General features: G+C 71.6%; 14 protein-coding genes. 6 read left to right on the top strand and 8 right to left on the bottom strand.

The genetic code is table 11. The annotated features are described in order from the left end of the window. Nucleotides 1–92 precede the first annotated feature (92 nt). Entirely contained in the window at nt 93–2099 is a 2007-nt protein-coding gene (locus tag A8W25_RS19755) for a serine/threonine-protein kinase (RefSeq protein WP_067163251.1), read from the bottom strand. 248 nt (nt 2100–2347) lie between these two features. Between A8W25_RS19755 and A8W25_RS19750 the strand changes: the two genes are divergently transcribed. Continuing rightward, on the top strand, nt 2348–3409 hold the full coding sequence (locus tag A8W25_RS19750; RefSeq protein WP_067163249.1) for a serine hydrolase domain-containing protein: 1062 nt from the start codon (nt 2348–2350) through the stop codon (nt 3407–3409). A 23-nt stretch (nt 3410–3432) separates the two neighbouring features. Here the strand turns inward: A8W25_RS19750 and A8W25_RS19745 are convergent, their stop codons facing one another. Next, complete coding sequence (locus tag A8W25_RS19745; RefSeq protein ID WP_067163247.1) at nt 3433–5139, bottom strand: glycerol-3-phosphate dehydrogenase/oxidase; 1707 nt, start codon at nt 5137–5139, stop codon at nt 3433–3435. Nucleotides 5140–5359: 220 nt separating this feature from the next. Between A8W25_RS19745 and A8W25_RS19740 the strand changes: the two genes are divergently transcribed. Both A8W25_RS19740 and A8W25_RS19735 read left to right on the top strand, forming a co-directional pair. Next, nucleotides 5360–6604 carry a nucleotide sugar dehydrogenase gene (locus A8W25_RS19740; RefSeq protein WP_067163245.1) on the top strand — a complete coding sequence of 415 codons (1245 nt, stop codon included), beginning with the start codon at nt 5360–5362 and terminating at the stop codon, nt 6602–6604. Nucleotides 6605–6800: 196 nt separating this feature from the next. Next, nucleotides 6801–7298 (top strand): hypothetical protein, encoded by a 498-nt coding sequence (locus tag A8W25_RS19735; protein ID WP_067163244.1) that lies wholly within the window; start codon nt 6801–6803, stop codon nt 7296–7298. A 94-nt stretch (nt 7299–7392) separates the two neighbouring features. Here A8W25_RS19735 and A8W25_RS19730 read toward each other — a convergent pair whose 3' ends face one another. From A8W25_RS19730 to A8W25_RS19715, 4 genes are all read right to left on the bottom strand, one after another. Further along, nucleotides 7393–8517, bottom strand: a complete 1125-nt coding sequence (locus A8W25_RS19730) for a GuaB3 family IMP dehydrogenase-related protein (protein ID WP_067163242.1) — start codon at nt 8515–8517, stop codon at nt 7393–7395. A 241-nt stretch (nt 8518–8758) separates the two neighbouring features. Then, on the bottom strand, nt 8759–10264 hold the full coding sequence (gene guaB / locus A8W25_RS19725) for an IMP dehydrogenase (RefSeq protein ID WP_067163240.1): 1506 nt from the start codon (nt 10262–10264) through the stop codon (nt 8759–8761). A 247-nt stretch (nt 10265–10511) separates the two neighbouring features. Further along, nucleotides 10512–11087 (bottom strand): sigma-70 family RNA polymerase sigma factor, encoded by a 576-nt coding sequence (locus A8W25_RS19720; protein ID WP_067163238.1) that lies wholly within the window; start codon nt 11085–11087, stop codon nt 10512–10514. A 256-nt stretch (nt 11088–11343) separates the two neighbouring features. Next, nucleotides 11344–11955 carry a response regulator transcription factor gene (locus A8W25_RS19715; protein WP_003948568.1) on the bottom strand — a complete coding sequence of 204 codons (612 nt, stop codon included), beginning with the start codon at nt 11953–11955 and terminating at the stop codon, nt 11344–11346. A 406-nt stretch (nt 11956–12361) separates the two neighbouring features. Between A8W25_RS19715 and A8W25_RS19710 the strand changes: the two genes are divergently transcribed. Further along, nucleotides 12362–12694, top strand: a complete 333-nt coding sequence (locus A8W25_RS19710) for a WhiB family transcriptional regulator (protein WP_067163237.1) — start codon at nt 12362–12364, stop codon at nt 12692–12694. A 201-nt stretch (nt 12695–12895) separates the two neighbouring features. Here the strand turns inward: A8W25_RS19710 and A8W25_RS19705 are convergent, their stop codons facing one another. After that, nucleotides 12896–13792, bottom strand: coding sequence for a LysR family transcriptional regulator (locus tag A8W25_RS19705; protein ID WP_067163235.1), 897 nt, complete (start codon nt 13790–13792; stop codon nt 12896–12898). Between the two features lie 81 nt (nt 13793–13873). Here A8W25_RS19705 and A8W25_RS19700 point away from each other — a divergent pair, with 81 nt between their 5' ends. Continuing rightward, on the top strand, nt 13874–14554 hold the full coding sequence (locus tag A8W25_RS19700) for an MOSC domain-containing protein (protein WP_067164246.1): 681 nt from the start codon (nt 13874–13876) through the stop codon (nt 14552–14554). A 49-nt stretch (nt 14555–14603) separates the two neighbouring features. Next, the gene (locus tag A8W25_RS19695; RefSeq protein WP_067163233.1) at nt 14604–15377 is read left to right on the top strand and encodes an SDR family NAD(P)-dependent oxidoreductase; all 774 of its coding nucleotides are present in this window, start codon (nt 14604–14606) and stop codon (nt 15375–15377) included. Here the strand turns inward: A8W25_RS19695 and A8W25_RS19690 are convergent. Continuing rightward, nucleotides 15340–15819 (bottom strand): hypothetical protein, encoded by a 480-nt coding sequence (locus tag A8W25_RS19690; protein WP_067163231.1) that lies wholly within the window; start codon nt 15817–15819, stop codon nt 15340–15342. The genes A8W25_RS19695 and A8W25_RS19690 overlap by 38 nt on opposite strands. Between the last annotated feature and the right edge of the window lie 126 nt (nt 15820–15945).

The raw sequence follows: 15945 nt of genomic DNA, 5'->3' as shown, positions 1-15945 counted from the left end.
CGCGCTGTTCCCCCGAACCCGCTCAATTCCGGTCGTTTACCGGCCCATTGTGACTGCGTACGGTCCGCGAGCTCTCACGATACGTGGCCTGCTCAGTCCTTGGGGCTGAACGTGTCGAACGCCGTCTTGCGCAGCGTCACACACGCGTCACTGTCCCACTCGGCCGTCTTGCAGGTGATCATGATCGCGTAGCCGTGCGACGCGTCGACCTTGAAGCCGCGGTTGAGTATCCGTACCCGCTCGCCGCTCTGATCCCGCTCGAACTGCCAGTCGGCGACTGTCGGGTACCCCTTGTAGTCGACCTTCTGGACCCCGAGCAGATGGTAGTTGCTGCTGCTCCCGGCGACCGCACCGGACAGCTCCAGCCAGGCCCGCTTGGCGTCGTCGCTCGGCTTCTTGTTGAAGTCGACCTGGACGCGCGGGAAGCCGCCGCCCACCGCGTATATACCGCCGGAGTTGTCCCCGGCTATGGCGATGCGCCGGAACCCGGCGGGCATGGCCATCGAGAAGTGGAAGTCGGCGTCGGTGACCATCGCGTACCCGCTGGGCAGCCCGGCGCCCGCCCCGTTGCCATTGCCGTTGCCGTTGCCGTCGCCACCGGACCCGGGGGTCTGGGGGGACGAGGGCGTCTTGCCGCCGTTCTGGCCCTGGGTCTGCCCCTGGGTCTGAGTCTGGCCCTGCTGCTGGCCGTTCCCCTGGCCGGTGCCCTGGGTGCCGCCGGTCTTGCCCTTGCCGCCGGCGTCGCCGCCCGCGGTGGCACCGCTCGACGCCTTGTTGTCGCCCTTGCCGCCCTTGCCCTTGTCGTCACCGCCGCCGCTGAACGCGACCGCGAGCACCGTCCCGAGCACGGCCAGCGCCGCGACGACCGCGATGATCACCAGTGTCCGGCGCGGGACGACATCGGTGAGCGGGGCCCGCACCGTCGCGGGCGGGCCGGACGGCGCCGGCGGCGCGACGGGCGCCGACCCGGAGGCGACCGGCCTGGCGGCCGCCTTGTCCTTCGCCTTGTCCTTCGCCTTCTCCTTGGCCGTGGTCTGCGCGGCCACCGCCGCGTTCCGCACGGACTTGAAGGCGCCGCGCATCCGGTCGGCGGCCGCGTCGGCCACCTCCTTCGCCTTGGCGGCGCCCGCCTCGCCCTTGGGCTCGCCGGGCACGGGGGGCAGCGCCACGACCCGGGTCACCTCGGACGACACCGGCTCCGGTGCCCGCACGGGCTGCTCCGGGGCGTGCAGCACCTCGGTGAGCAGCGCGCGCGCCGCCTCGTTGTCGAGCCGCTGCTCGGGGTCCTTGGCGAGCAGGCCGTAGATGACCTTCTCCAGGAACGGCCCCGCGTTCGTCGGCGGGTCCACCGGCTCGGTCATCACCGCGGTCAGCGTCGCGATGGCGGAGCCCTTGTCGTACGGCGGGACGCCCTCCACGCACGCATAGAGCAGGCCGCCCAGCGACCACAGGTCGGCGGCCGGGCCGGGCTTGTGGCCGCGGGCGCGCTCCGGCGAGATGTACGAGGGGGCGCCGACGAGCATGCCCGTCGAGGTGATGGAGGGGTCGCCCTCGACCTGGGCGATACCGAAGTCGGTGAGCACGACCCGGCCGTCCTCGGCGATCAGCACGTTGGACGGCTTCACATCGCGGTGCAGGATGCCCTCGCGGTGCGCGGAGCGCAGCACGTCGAGGATGGCGAGCCCGACCTCGGCGGCCCGGCGCGGCGTCAGCACCCCGTCCTCGCGCACCGCTTCGGCGAGCGACTTGCCCTCGACGAGCTCCATGACGATCCACGGCCGGTCGTCCTCGTCCACGACGTCGTAGACCGTCACCGCGCTGGTGTTGCGGATCCGGGCGATCGCCTTGGCCTCACGCAGGGTGCGCGTGATCAGCCGGCGCTTCTCGTCCTCGTCGATGCTGCTGGGAAAGCGCAGCTCCTTGACGGCGACGGTACGGCCCAGCGTCTCGTCGACGGCACGCCAGACCGTGCCCATGCCTCCACGGCCGAGCACATCCCCGAGCCGGTACCGCTCGGCCAGGAGTCGGCCCTCGGCTTTCCCGCCGGACTCCTTCCGCCCGTCCCGCTGGGGCTCCCGCGACTGCTCCGCCTCCGACATGCGTCCCCTCTGCGATCCCTGATCCGCTCCCGCACCGACCGCGTCCCGGCCGACGGCTCCCCGCAACTTGCCTCGTGAGGCGGCCCGGTTCACCGCTTCGACCTGCTTCTGCTGCCGGGGGTCCGGGGGTTGGCCCCCGGGGGAGCGGCACCCGCCCTGGCAGAGCGTCCATTGTCTCTCACGTCGGGACCAATGATTGTCCCGGGTCCGCCGTCCGCCAAGATGGCTCCGGAAGGGGGACCACCGCCATGCCGACACTCCGGACACTGCTCGCCATACCCCTGGCCGTGGTGCTCTGCGGCCTGGGCACACCGGCCCTGCCGGCCGAGCCGGACCGCACCGGCCTGAAAGACGCACAGGCCACGGAGCTCGCACGGCTGGTCACCGACACGGGTGCCCCGGCCGCCGCCCTGCTCACCGCCGACGGCCACCACTCCCGTTTCGGAACGGCCGGATCCGGGCTCGGCCGCGACGACCGCTTCCGGGCGGGCAGCGTCACCAAGTCCTTCGTCGCGACAGTGGTGCTCCAGCTCGCCGCCGAGGGCAGGCTGCGCCTCGACGACACGGTGGAACAGCATCTGCCGGGCCTGATACGCGGCCATGGAAACGACGGCCGCCACCTCACCCTGCGCTCCTTGCTCTCCCACACCAGCGGTCTGTTCCCCTACACGGCCGACAGCACCGCCCCGGTTCCACTCACCCCCTCACAAGCCGTTCACACCGCGCTCACCCACTCCCCCGGGCCGCTCGGCGCCTACGCCTACTCCAACACCAACTACGTCGTCCTCGGTATGGTCGTTCAGCAGGTCACCGGCCATCCGTACGCCGACGAGGCCGAACGCCGCATCATCACCCCCCTCCGTCTCACCGGCACCTCCTTCCCGGGTGCCCGCACCACACTCCCCACCCCGCACAGCCGCGCATACTCCCCCGACGGCCAGGACGTCACCGCCCTCGACCCGCGCCCGGCCGGAGCCGCCGGGGAACTCATATCCACGCTCGCCGATCTGAGCCGCTTCTACGCGGCCCTGCTCGGCGGCGCCCTGCTGCCCGCGCCCCAGCGGCGCGAACTGCTCGACACCGCTGCCACCCACGGCGTCTACGGCCTCGGCGTCTACCCGCGGCGGCTCTCCTGCGGCCTCACCGTCTGGGGCCACAACGGGCATATATCCGGCAGCGTGGTCCGGGCGGCGGCCACCGCCGACGGCCGCCGCACCGCTGTTTTCCGTATCAACACGGACCTCTCCATCAGCCCCTCCCTCGAACTCTCGCTGCTCGACGCCGAGTTCTGCCCGGCCGCCACCCCCTAGCCCCAGCGGCGTCGGTTTCCTCCCTAGATCGGCACGATGTCCGGCGCGCCCAGCCGCGCCGCGTCCGCCGTCAGGTCGTCCGGCTGGCGCTGCGACTCGCGCTCCGCCTCCACCCTCTTCTCGTAGTGCTCCACCTCCTTCTCGATCTGCTTCTTGTCCCAGCCGAGGACCGGCGCCATCAGCTCCGCGCACTCCCGGGCCGACCGCGTGCCCCGGTCGAAGGTCTCGATGGAGATCCGGGTGCGCCGGGTCAGGACGTCATCCAGATGGCGGGCACCCTCGTGCGAAGCGGCGTAGACGATCTCGGCCCGGAGATAGTCCTCCGCCGCGCCGAGCGGCTCCCCCAGCGAAGGGTCGGCCACGATCAGCTCGATGAGGTCCTCGGTCAGCGATCCGTACCGGTTCAACAGGTGCTCCACGCGGACCACATGGATGCCGGTGCGCGCGGCGATCCTCGCCCGCGCGTTCCACAGCGCCCGGTAGCCCTCCGCGCCGAGCAGGGGCACGTCCTCGGTGACACAGGCCGCGACCCGCTGGTCGAGGCCGTGCACCGCCTCGTCCACCGCGTCCTTCGCCATCACCCGGTACGTCGTGTACTTGCCGCCGGCGATGACCACGAGGCCCGGCACCGGGTGCGCCACCGTGTGCTCGCGGGAGAGCTTGCTGGTGGCGTCCGACTCTCCGGCGAGCAGCGGGCGCAGTCCCGCGTAGACCCCCTGGACGTCGTCCCGGGTCAGCGGCACCGCGAGCACGGAATTGACGTGTTCCAGGAGGTAGTCGATGTCCGCGCTGGAGGCCGCGGGGTGGGCCTTGTCCAGGTCCCAGTCCGTGTCGGTGGTGCCCACGATCCAGTGGCGCCCCCAGGGGATCACGAAGAGCACCGACTTCTCGGTCCGCAGGATGAGGCCGGTCGTGGAGTGGATCCGGTCCTTGGGCACCACCAGATGGATGCCCTTGGAAGCCCGGACGTGGAACTGCCCGCGCTCGCCGACCATCGCCTGGGTGTCGTCCGTCCACACCCCCGTCGCGTTGACGATCTGTTTGGCGCGGACCTCGTACTCCCCGCCGCCCTCCACGTCGCGCACCCGCGCTCCGACCACCCGCTCGCCCTCGCGCAGGAACCCGGTCACCCGGGCCCGGTTGGCGGCATGCGCCCCGTAACTCGCGGCCGTCCGCACCAGCGTGGCGACGAAGCGCGCGTCGTCCATCTGCGCGTCGTAGTACTGAAGCGCTCCGACCAGCGCTTCTCTCTTCAGGCAGGGCGCGACCCGCAGGGCGCTGCGGCGGGAGAGATGGCGGTGGACCGGCAGGCCCCTGCCGTGGCCGGACGAGAGCGACATCGTGTCGTACAACGCCACGCCCGATCCCGCGTACCACCGCTCCCAGCCCTTGTGCTGGAGCGGGTAGAGGAACGGCACCGGTTTCACCAGGTGCGGGGCAAGGCGCTCCAGGAGCAGCCCGCGCTCCTTCAGCGCCTCGCGCACCAGGGCGAAGTCCAGCATCTCCAGATAGCGCAGCCCGCCGTGGATCAGCTTGCTCGACCGGCTGGACGTGCCCGAGGCCCAGTCCCGCGCCTCGACGAGGCCGATGGAGAGCCCTCGGGTCACGGCGTCCAGCGCGGTGCCCGCGCCGACCACCCCGCCGCCGACGACCAGCACGTCGAGCTCGCGCTCGGCCATCGCGGCGAGCGCCTCGGCGCGCTGCACCGGTCCCAGTGTCGCTGTCCTCACGGGTGCCTCCCGTTGATCGGGGTGGTCTGGCTCACACACTCGATTCTGGACGCGACCACCGACATCGGCCACCGCCTGTGGACAACACTCGGACAACCCCGGCCCGGCAATACGGCATAACGGTCATATTTACTCTTAGTCTGACATTGCGTAACGCTCATTCTGTCCACAGGGCTTGCGCGTCATCTCCCCTCCGGTTATGGGAAGGACGGTCACCCGTATGCCCGCAGACCTCGCCGTCATCGGACTCGGCCACCTCGGCCTGCCCCTCGCCCAGGCCGCCGCCACCGCGGGCATCGAGACCGTCGGCCATGACACCGACCCCCGTGTCCTCGCGGAACTGCGCGCCGGCCGCCCCCCGGTCGACGGCGCCCTGACCGCCGCCGAGCTGCGCCGGATGCTCTCGGGGGGCTTCCGGACCGCCACCGACCCGGCCGAGCTCGGCCGGGTCCGTACCGCCGTGATCTGCGCCCCCACCCCGCTCGGCGCGGACCGGACCCTGGACCTCGGCGGCGTCGCCGACGCGGCCCGTACGCTCGCGGCCCGGCTGCGCCCGCACACCACCGTGATCCTGGAGTCCGCCGTCCACCCCGGCACCACCGAGGACTTCCTGCGCCCACTGCTCGAAGCGGGCTCGGGGCTGCGGGCCGGGCGCGACTTCCACCTCGCCTACTCGCCCAGCCGTACCGAACCCGGCAACCGCACGCACGGCTTCGCCGCCACCCCCAAGGTCATCGGCGGTCTCACCCCCGCCTGCACCGAGTCCGCCGCCGCGTTCTACGGCCGGATCACCGACAAGGTCGTCCGCGCGCGCGGCACCCGCGAGGCCGAGATGGCCAAGGTCCTGGAGACCAACTACCGCCAGGTCAACATCGCGCTGGTCAACGAGATGGCCGTGCTCTGCCACGACATGGGCGTGGACCTGTGGGACGTGATCCGGTGCGCCGAGACCAAGCCGTTCGGCTTCCAGGCGTTCCGCCCGGGCCCGGGCGTCGGCGGCCACGGCGTCCCGCTCGACCCGACCCCGCTGCCGTACACGGGCCTGCGGATGGTGGGGCTGGCCCGGGAGATCAACGCACATATGCCGCAGTACGTCATCCAGCGCTCCACCACGCTCCTGAACGAGCACGGCAAGTCGGCCCGCGGCGCGCGCGTGCTGCTGCTCGGCGTCACCTACAAGCCCGACCTCGCCGACCTGGAGGGCTCCCCGGCCGCCGAGATCGCCGGGCGGCTCATCGACCTGGGCGCGGCGGTCAGCTACCACGACCCGTACGTCCCGGACTGGCGCGTGCGCGACCAGCCCGTACCGCGCGCGGACTCGCTCTACGAGGCCGCCGCCCACGCCGACCTCACGGTGCTTCTTCAGCAGCACCGCACGTACGACCTCCAAGGGCTCTCGGTCAAGGCCCAGTTGCTGCTCGACACCCGGGGCGTCACGCCGGGCGGCGCCGCCCACCGCCTGTAGCGGGCGTACGCGGCGTACGCCCGCCCGCGCGCCGAACCGTTTCCCCCGAGCGGCACCGGCCTCAGCTGCCTCACCGGACCCCCACAGAAAGTCCGTCCGCACCGGCCCGGCCCCTTGCTACTCTTCGGGTCGCCCGATCGCACAGCCGTGCGCATTCACGGGCTCGCGCCTTCACCAACCTCGGGGGGATCCGAAGATGAGCCAGTCCTTTCCGCCACCGCAGCAGCCCCAGCAGCCTCCGCAGCAGCCCGGCTTCCCGGGCTTCGTGCCGGCCCCGCCGCCCGCGCCGGTCCGCGACAACTTCGCCGGCGGGCTGATCACCGCGATTGTCGCCGCCGTGGTCAGCGCGGGCGTCTACGGCGCCATCATCGGCGCCACCAAGCACGAGATCGGCTACGCGGCCGTCGGCGTCGGCTTCCTGGTCGGCTGGGCCTCGGGCAAGGTCGGCGGACGCAACCCCGCCCTGCCGGTGCTCAGCGCGGTCCTCGCCCTCGCCGCCGTCTACGCGGGCCAGCTGGTCGGTGTGGCGATCGTCGCCTCCAAGGCGTTCCCGGTCAGCGCCACGGACCTGCTGCTCAAGCACATCGACGCGGTGAACGAGATCTGGAAGGCCGACGCAGACGCGATGACCTTCCTGTTCTTCGCGATCGCCGCGATCGCCGCGTTCTCCGGCTCCAAGAAGGCCGCCGCGTAACCGCTGTACACGCCAGAGGGCCCGGACCGTCGAACGGTCCGGGCCCTCTCGCATGCCTGCCCGCGTACGTGGACGTACGCGCGCGTGGCGGGCGTCAGCGCTTGTGCTGCGCGTCCGCCACCGTCACCTCGACGCGCTGGAACTCCTTGAGCTCGCTGTAGCCGGTGGTGGCCATCGAGCGGCGCAGGGCGCCGAAGAAGTTCATCGAGCCGTCCGGGATGTGCGAGGGACCGGTGAGGATCTCCTCAGTGGTGCCCACGATGCCCAGGTCGACCAGCTTGCCGCGCGGCACGTCCTCGTGGACGGCCTCCATGCCCCAGTGGTGGCCCTTGCCGGGCGCGTCCGTGGCGCGGGCCAGCGGGGAGCCCATCATCACCGCGTCGGCGCCGCAGGCGATCGCCTTGGGCAGGTCGCCGGACCAGCCGACACCGCCGTCCGCGATCACGTGCACGTACCGGCCGCCGGACTCGTCCATGTAGTCGCGGCGGGCCGCGGCCACGTCGGCGACGGCGGTGGCCATCGGGACCTGGATGCCCAGCACGTTGCGCGTGGTGTGCGCGGCGCCGCCGCCGAAGCCCACCAGGACGCCGGCCGCGCCGGTGCGCATCAGGTGCAGGGCCGCGGTGTACGTGGCACAGCCGCCGACGATCACCGGGACGTCCAGCTCGTAGATGAACTGCTTCAGGTTGAGCGGCTCGGCCGCGCCCGAGACGTGCTCCGCCGAGACGGTGGTGCCGCGGATGACGAAGATGTCGACACCCGCGTCCACGACGGCCTTGGAGAACTGGGCCGTGCGCTGCGGCGAGAGGGCGGCCGCGGTGACCACACCGGAGTCGCGCACCTCCTTGATGCGCTGCCCGATCAGCTCTTCCTTGATCGGGGCCGCGTAGATCTCCTGGAGGCGGCGGGTCGCGGCGGCCTCGTCCAGCTGGTCGATCTCGTCGAGCAGCGGCTGCGGGTCCTCGTACCGGGTCCACAGGCCTTCGAGGTTCAGCACGCCCAGACCGCCGAGCTCACCGATGCGGATCGCGGTCTGCGGCGACACGACGGAGTCCATCGGGGCGGCCAGGAACGGCAGCTCGAACCGGTAGGCGTCGATCTGCCAGGCGATCGAGACCTCCTTCGGGTCCCGGGTGCGCCGGCTCGGGACGATGGCGATGTCGTCGAACGCGTACGCCCTGCGGCCGCGCTTGCCGCGCCCGATCTCGATCTCAGTCACGTTGTGTGGGCCTTTCCCTCTACGTCAGCGGTCCCAGTATCCCCGACATACGTGTCCCCGACATACGCGCGAGGGGCGGCCCCGTGAACGGGACCGCCCCTCGTCAGTCACGTTGTGTGGGCCTTTCCCTCTACGTCAGCGGTCCCAGTATCCCCGACATACGTGTCCCCGACATACGCGCGAGGGGCGGCCCCGTGAACGGGACCGCCCCTCGACGACGACTACGCGCGCGTGGGCGTGGTCAGCGCCTGGTGTAGTTCGGCGCCTCGACCGTCATCTGGATGTCGTGCGGGTGGCTCTCCTTGAGGCCCGCCGAGGTGATCCGGACGAACCGGCCGTTCGTCTGAAGCTCCGGTACGGTCCGGCCGCCGACATAGAACATCGACTGGCGCAGACCGCCGACCAGCTGGTGGACGACCGCGGAGAGCGGGCCGCGGTAGGGCACCTGGCCCTCGATGCCCTCGGGGACCAGCTTCTCGTCGGAGGCGACGCCCTCCTGGAAGTAGCGGTCCTTGGAGAAGGACTTCTGCTCGCCACGGGACTGCATCGCGCCCAGCGAGCCCATGCCCCGGTAGGACTTGAACTGCTTGCCGTTGATGAAGAGCAGCTCGCCCGGGGACTCCTCGCAGCCCGCCAGGAGCGAGCCCAGCATCACCGTGTCGGCGCCCGCGACCAGGGCCTTGGCGATGTCGCCCGAGTACTGCAGGCCGCCGTCGCCGATGACCGGGACGCCCGCGGCCTTGGCGGCGAGCGAGGCCTCGTAGATCGCGGTGACCTGCGGGACGCCGATGCCGGCGACGACACGGGTCGTGCAGATGGAGCCGGGGCCGACGCCGACCTTGATGCCGTCGACGCCCGCGTCGATCAGCGCCTGGGCGCCGTCGCGGGTGGCGATGTTGCCGCCGATGACGTCGACGCCCGCCGAGTTCGACTTGATCTTGGCGACCATGTCGCCGACCAGCCGGGAGTGGCCGTGGGCGGTGTCGACGACGATGAAGTCGACGCCGACCTCGATCAGCGCCTGGGCGCGCTCGTAGGCGTCGCCCGCGACGCCCACGGCGGCGCCGACGACGAGCCGGCCGCCCTTGTCCTTGGCCGCGTTCGGGTACTGCTCGGCCTTGACGAAGTCCTTGACCGTGATGAGGCCCTTGAGGATGCCGTTGTCGTCGACGAGCGGCAGCTTCTCGATCTTGTGGCGGCGCAGCAGCTCCATCGCGTCCACACCGGAGATGCCGACCTTGCCGGTGACCAGCGGCATCGGGGTCATGACCTCGCGCACCTGGCGCGAGCGGTCGGACTCGAAGGCCATGTCGCGGTTGGTGACGATGCCGAGCAGCTTGCCCGCCGGGTCGGTGACCGGGACGCCGCTGATGCGGAACTTGGCGCACAGCTCGTCGGCCTCGCGCAGCGTCGCGTCCGGGTGGACCGTGATCGGGTCGGTCACCATGCCGGACTCGGAGCGCTTGACCAGGTCGACCTGGTTGGCCTGGTCCTCGATCGAGAGGTTGCGGTGCAGGACGCCGGCGCCGCCCTGGCGGGCCATCGCGATGGCCATCCGCGCCTCGGTGACCTTGTCCATCGCCGCGGACAGCAGCGGGACGTTCACCTTCACGTTCTTCGAGAGGTACGAGGAGGTGTCGATCTGGTCGGGCGCCATGTCGGACGCGCCCGGCAGCAGCAGCACGTCGTCGTATGTCAGCCCGAGCATCGCGAACTTGTCGGGCACTCCGTCGACGTTTGCAGTCATGACACCTTCCCCATGGCCTTGATCGGTGCGGATGTCCATGCTAACGGGCTGGCGCGGTGTCTCATTCCATGAACAAGATCAACCGAATTCTTTGTACGTTCACACGTACGTGGCGCCCGGCATACGCGCGCGTGGAGCGATGTACGGCTACGCGCGCGTGGAGCCGCGCGCCGCGTACGGCCGTACGCGTGAACGTGACAGGCCCCATGGACTCGGAACCCGAGGATCGGAGCCCCGGGCCCAGGGCCTACTGCTCGGCGAGCGCCCTCAGGCGGCTGAGGGCCCGGTGCTGGGCGACCCGGACCGCGCCCGGCGACATCCCGAGCATCTGGCCGGTCTCCTCGGCGGTGAGGCCCACGGCGACCCGCAGCACCAGCAGCTCGCGCTGGTTCTCCGGCAGGTTGGCGAGCAGCTTCTTGGCCCACTCGGCGTCACTGCTGAGGAGGGCGCGCTCCTCGGGGCCCAGCGAGTCGTCCGGCCGCTCGGGCATCTCGTCGGAGGGCACCGCCGTGGAGCCCGGGTGGCGCATCGCGGCCCGCTGGAGGTCGGCGACCTTGTGCGAGGCGATGGCGAACACGAAGGCCTCGAAGGGCCTTCCGGTGTCCCGGTAGCGCGGCAGCGCCATGAGCACGGCCACGCAGACCTCCTGCGCGAGGTCCTCCACGAAGTGGCGAGCATCACCCGGCAGACGGTTCAGCCGGGTGCGGCAGTAGCGAAGCGCGAGCGGGTGAACATGGGCCAGAAGATCGTGCGTGGCCTGTTCGTCGCCGTCGACGGCACGGTGAACGAGTGCACCGATCACCGTTGGCTCGTCGTCGCGCATCGATCCATGGTGCCCCGGCGTCGCAGAATCCGTGGCACCGCGTCCATAGTTGTGCACCGAAGCGTTATGAGTAGGTGCGCCGGAAGTCATCTCCTGCGCCCTCCCCTCCCGCTCGACCGACTCGTCCCCGAGGAACTCCACACCTTCAAGGATGCGGCATCGCGCGCGAAGCGTCACACGCCGCTCCACGAAGCGGGGGGACGGACCCGTCCGCCGGCGACGGACGGGGATCCGGCCGACCCCGGCCGCGGGCAGGTCAGCGCACCAGGCCCCAGCGGAAACCGAGTGCCACGGCGTGCGCCCGGTCCGATGCGCCGAGTTTCTTGAACAGCCGCCTCGCGTGCGTCTTCACGGTGTCCTCCGAGAGGAACAGCTCGCGCCCGATCTCGGCGTTGGACCGGCCGTGGCTCATGCCCTCGAGCACCTGGATCTCGCGCGCGGTGAGCGTGGGCGCCGCGCCCATCTCGGCCGAGCGCAGTCTGCGCGGTGCCAGCCGCCAGGTCGGGTCGGCGAGCGCCTGGGTGACGGTCGCGCGCAGCTCCGCGCGCGAGGCGTCCTTGTGCAGATAGCCCCGGGCACCGGCGGCGACGGCGAGCGCCACGCCGTCCAGGTCCTCGGCGACCGTCAGCATGATGATGCGGGCTCCGGGGTCGGCGGACAGCAGTCGCCGGACGGTCTCCACGCCGCCCAGACCGGGCATGCGTACGTCCATCAGAATGAGATCCGAGCGGTCGGCGCCCCAGCGGCGGAGGACTTCCTCGCCGTTGGCCGCCGTCGTCACACGCTCGACGCCGGGCACGGTCGCTACCGCGCGTCGGAGCGCCTCTCGGGCAAGCGGGGAGTCGTCGCAGACGAGGACGGAAGTCATGACCGCCCTCCGCAGCTGATGCGCGTCACCTTGAGCCTCCAGGCTGGTTACGTATCGTCACCTGTGCGATTGACGCTCTCGGACACCTGCCCGAGCGCTTGTTCTTTCAACCGCTCCGCACTCTCAACGACGGTCACTCGAAAGAGTTACGGGTCGGACGGGCGCCTTCGGCACTCTACGTGAGGAAGCGTGTGCGCCGGGCGCGCATCGCGGGTCACCCGCCGTTCGCCTGGAGCTATGCCCCATTTAGCGGCTTTTCTTCCCTTTTTCTGGTGTCTGTGGCTAGATTCGCAATGAGTCATATTTACATCTACTTACACCGTAGATGTACGTTCGTCGGTACACCCCGAAGATCCGGGGTACCCGGCCCATCCACCTCAGGCACGGCTTCAAGGGGATATGAGCAATGGCAGATTTCTCCCGCCTTCCCGGACCGAACGCCGATCTGTGGGACTGGCAGCTCCTCGCCGCATGCCGCGGGGTCGACAGCTCCCTCTTCTTCCACCCGGAGGGCGAACGCGGCGCGGCCAGGAGTGCGCGCGAGAACTCGGCGAAAGAGGTGTGCATGCGCTGCCCGGTACGCGCCCAGTGCGCCGCGCACGCCCTGGCGGTCCGCGAGCCCTACGGGGTATGGGGCGGACTCACGGAGGACGAGCGCGAGGAGCTGATGGGCAGGGCGCGCAACCGGCTGGTGACGGCGGCCGGTGCGGGAGCGGTGGGCGAGCGGGGCCACGGCTAGCGCCGGAGACACCCGAATTCGCAGAAACGTTCCTGCGCCGGATGGCGCAGCTCCGGAGACGACAGTGCGGAGCAACGGCGCCGAGCAGCGGCGGCGAGAGCGCGCAGCGCGGCGGCACGCCTTCGCAGGCGGCTTCCCGCGGTGGTGGTGCGCGCCTTGCCACCCGCCCGCGCCGGTGGCCTGCGCCCCGCCCGGCGCCGCTCAGTTGCGGGCGGCGGCCCCGGCCAGCTGGTCCAGGGTGGCCGCGACGGCCGGGACCCGGGCCAGGTCGGGCAGGGTGAGCGCGACGATCTCGCGCTCGACGGCCGGCTCCACCGTGACCGTACGGGCGCCCTTGGGGCGTACCGAGGCGATCGCCAGCTCCGGCAGCACCGCGACCCCGAGCCCCGCCCCGACCAGGCCGATCACCGCCGGGTAGTCGTCCGTGGCGAAGTCGATGCGCGGGGTGAAGCCGGACTCCTCGCAGACGTCGACCAGTTGGCGGCGGCAGCGCGGGCAGCCAGCGATCCACGGCTCCTCGGCGAGGTCGCGGATGTCGACCGTGCCGCTCTCGGCCAGCCGGTGGCCGTCGGGGACGAGCCCCACCAGGCGGTCGATCAGCAGCGGCCGTACGACCAGGTCGTCCCACTCCTCCGCGGTGGCCGCCCCGTACCGGAAGGCGAGCGCGATGTCGCAGTCGCCCTCGCGCAGCATCTCCACCGAGCGCGGCGGCTCGGCCTCGACCAGGGAGACGCGGGTGCCGGGGTGGGCGGCGCGCAGCGCGGCCAGCGCGCTGGGCACCAGGGTGGAGGAGCCGCTGGGGAAGGAGACGAGCCGGACCCGGCCCGCGCGCAGACCCGCGATGGCCGCGACCTCCTCCTCGGCGGCGGTGAGACCCGCGAGGATGCCGGAGGCGTGGCGCACCAGGACCTCGCCGGCCTGGGTGAGCCGGGTCTCGCGGCCGGTGCGGATGAGCAGCGGGGTGCCCGCGGACGCTTCGAGGGCCTTCATCTGCTGGCTGACGGCGGGCTGGGTGCAGCCGAGCTCGCGCGCTGCCGCCGAGAAGGAGCCGGTGGCGGCGACGGCGCGCAGGACGCGGAGATGACGGGCCTCGATCACCCTCCGAGCATAAGGGGTGCTTGGGGTTCTCGCGGGATATCGAGTAGCTGCTTTGAGACAGTTCGGGTTAGCGTGCCCGCCATGAAGCTTCTGTCTGTGAACGCCGGGCGCGCCACGGCCGTCGGGTACACCGATACCGAGAGCGGCCTCACCGGCATCGGCAAGCGACCGGTGGAGGGCTCCGTGCGGATCTTCCGGCCGGGCCCCAAGGGCGTGGGCGCCAGCGGTGTGGCGGGCGACGACGTGTGCGACAAGCGCCACCACGGCGGCGACCACCAGGCCGTCTACGCCTACGCGCGCGAGGATCTCGACACCTGGGAGAAGGAGCTGGGCCGCGAGCTGCCCGGCGGGATCTTCGGCGAGAACCTCACCACCAGCGGCCTGGACGTCAGCGGCGCCCTGATCGGCGAGCGCTGGCGGATCGGACCGGACGTGGTCCTGGAGGTCTCCTGCGCGCGCATCCCCTGCCGTACGTTCGCGGGCGCCCTGGGCGAGCAGGGGTGGGTGAAGCGGTTCACGCAGGCCGCCGTACCCGGCGCCTACCTGCGGGTGGTCGAGGAGGGCGAGATCCGCGCGGGCGACGCGATCGAGGTCGTCCACCGGCCCGCGCACGAGGTGTCGGTGGCGTTCTGGTTCCGCGCGTTCACCACCGAGCGGGAGCTGCTGCCGCGCACCCTGGCGGCGGGCGAGGCGATGCCTCCGGAGCGCCACGAGACCGTACGCAAGTACCTGGAACGGCAGGCCGCCGGGCGGGCCTCCTGACCGGACAGGCCGTCACACGACTGACACGGCGGGGCATTAACGTGCGCCTATGACGACTGCACTGATTACGGGAGCGACGGCGGGAATCGGGGCCGCGTTCGCGCGCCGGCTGGCCAGGGACGGGCACGATCTGGTGCTGGTGGCCCGCGACACCAAGCGGCTGCGGGAGCAGGCCACCGAGCTGCACGACCGGCATGGCGTGGAGGTGGAGGTGCTGGCCGCCGACCTCTCCGAGGAGGACGGCATCGCGTCGGTCGAGGCCCGGCTCGCGGAGCCCCGCAAGCCGATCGACCTGCTGGTGAACAACGCGGGGTTCGCCAACAAGGGCCGCTATCTGGACGTGTCCATGGCCGATGAGCTCAAGATGCTGAAGGTGCACATCGAAGCGGTGCTGCGGCTGACGTCGGCCGCCACCGAGGGCATGCGCGAGCGCGGGCGCGGCGGGGTCGTCAACGTCGCCTCGGTCGCCGCGTTCGTGCCGCGCGGCACCTATGGCGCCTCCAAGGCGTGGATCGTGCAGTTCACCCAGGGCGCCGCGCGCGACCTGGCCGGGTCGGGGGTGCGGCTGATGGCCCTGTGCCCCGGCTTCGTACGGACGGAGTTCCACCAGCGGGCCGGGATGGGCACCGACAACATCCCCGGCTGGATGTGGCTGGACGCCGACAAGCTGGTCGCGGCGGCGCTCTCCGACCTCGCGCGCGGGAAGTCGCTGTCGATCCCGGACCCGCGTTACAAGGCCCTGATGGGCGTGGTGAAGCTGGCCCCGCGCGGCATCCTCGGCGGGGTCACCTCGCGGACGGGCCGCAAGTACGGCCCCCAGTAGGGCCGTTGCCGTCTCCGGGCTCGGGCGCGGCGCCGTCGAGTACGAGCCCGGCGGTGACACCGTCGCTCCAGGTCACCCGGACCGTGTGGCCCTCGACCCCGATGTCTGCGACCAGGCCGGGCAGCGGGGCCGGGTGCTCCTCACCCGTGAGGGAGGCGAGGGCGACGAAGACGGACGGGGCCTCCCCGGTGCTCCCTTCGAGGACGGCGACGTGCGAGCGCGGGCCGAACAGCGTGGAGCCGGCGGCCACTACGCGCGCGTGGGGCCCGTACCCCTCGACGGCGTGCAGCTGGCCGGTCTCCTCCCGTCCGGTGACGGCCCACCCCGTCTGGCGCACCCGGGTGCCCGGCGGGGCGCCGTCGACCAGGTGGGCGCGGACCTCGGCGCGGCCGTGGACGAGGGTGGCCGAGACGATCCGTACGCCGGGCAGCGGCCGTGACACGGAGGCGGCCCAGCCGGGGCCGTGGCCGACGGGTTCGGCGGGCCCCCGGGCCGTGACCGCGCCGGCGCCCCTCGCACCCCACCTCCCGGAAAGGTTAAATCACACTAAAATAGACGTATTCCCATG

The sequence above is a fragment of the Streptomyces sp. ERV7 genome (genome assembly GCF_001653515.1).
In the GTDB taxonomy this organism is placed as follows: domain Bacteria; phylum Actinomycetota; class Actinomycetes; order Streptomycetales; family Streptomycetaceae; genus Streptomyces.
Note: the sequence above shows the minus strand (reverse complement) of the source record. Positions and strands in the feature narration are given on the sequence as shown.

Excerpts from the sequence above, each read along its gene's own strand:
- A8W25_RS19720 (WP_067163238.1), bottom strand. The coding sequence starts at position 11,087 with ATGCGCGACGACGAGCCAACGGTGATCGGTGCACTCGTTCACCGTGCC.
- A8W25_RS19700 (WP_067164246.1), top strand. The coding sequence starts at position 13,874 with ATGAAGCTTCTGTCTGTGAACGCCGGGCGCGCCACGGCCGTCGGGTAC.
- A8W25_RS19695 (WP_067163233.1), top strand. The coding sequence starts at position 14,604 with ATGACGACTGCACTGATTACGGGAGCGACGGCGGGAATCGGGGCCGCG.
- A8W25_RS19715 (WP_003948568.1), bottom strand. The coding sequence starts at position 11,955 with ATGACTTCCGTCCTCGTCTGCGACGACTCCCCGCTTGCCCGAGAGGCG.
- guaB (WP_067163240.1), bottom strand. The coding sequence starts at position 10,264 with ATGACTGCAAACGTCGACGGAGTGCCCGACAAGTTCGCGATGCTCGGG.
- A8W25_RS19740 (WP_067163245.1), top strand. The coding sequence starts at position 5,360 with ATGCCCGCAGACCTCGCCGTCATCGGACTCGGCCACCTCGGCCTGCCC.
- A8W25_RS19735 (WP_067163244.1), top strand. The coding sequence starts at position 6,801 with ATGAGCCAGTCCTTTCCGCCACCGCAGCAGCCCCAGCAGCCTCCGCAG.
- A8W25_RS19750 (WP_067163249.1), top strand. The coding sequence starts at position 2,348 with ATGCCGACACTCCGGACACTGCTCGCCATACCCCTGGCCGTGGTGCTC.
- A8W25_RS19710 (WP_067163237.1), top strand. The coding sequence starts at position 12,362 with ATGGCAGATTTCTCCCGCCTTCCCGGACCGAACGCCGATCTGTGGGAC.
- A8W25_RS19755 (WP_067163251.1), bottom strand. The coding sequence starts at position 2,099 with ATGTCGGAGGCGGAGCAGTCGCGGGAGCCCCAGCGGGACGGGCGGAAG.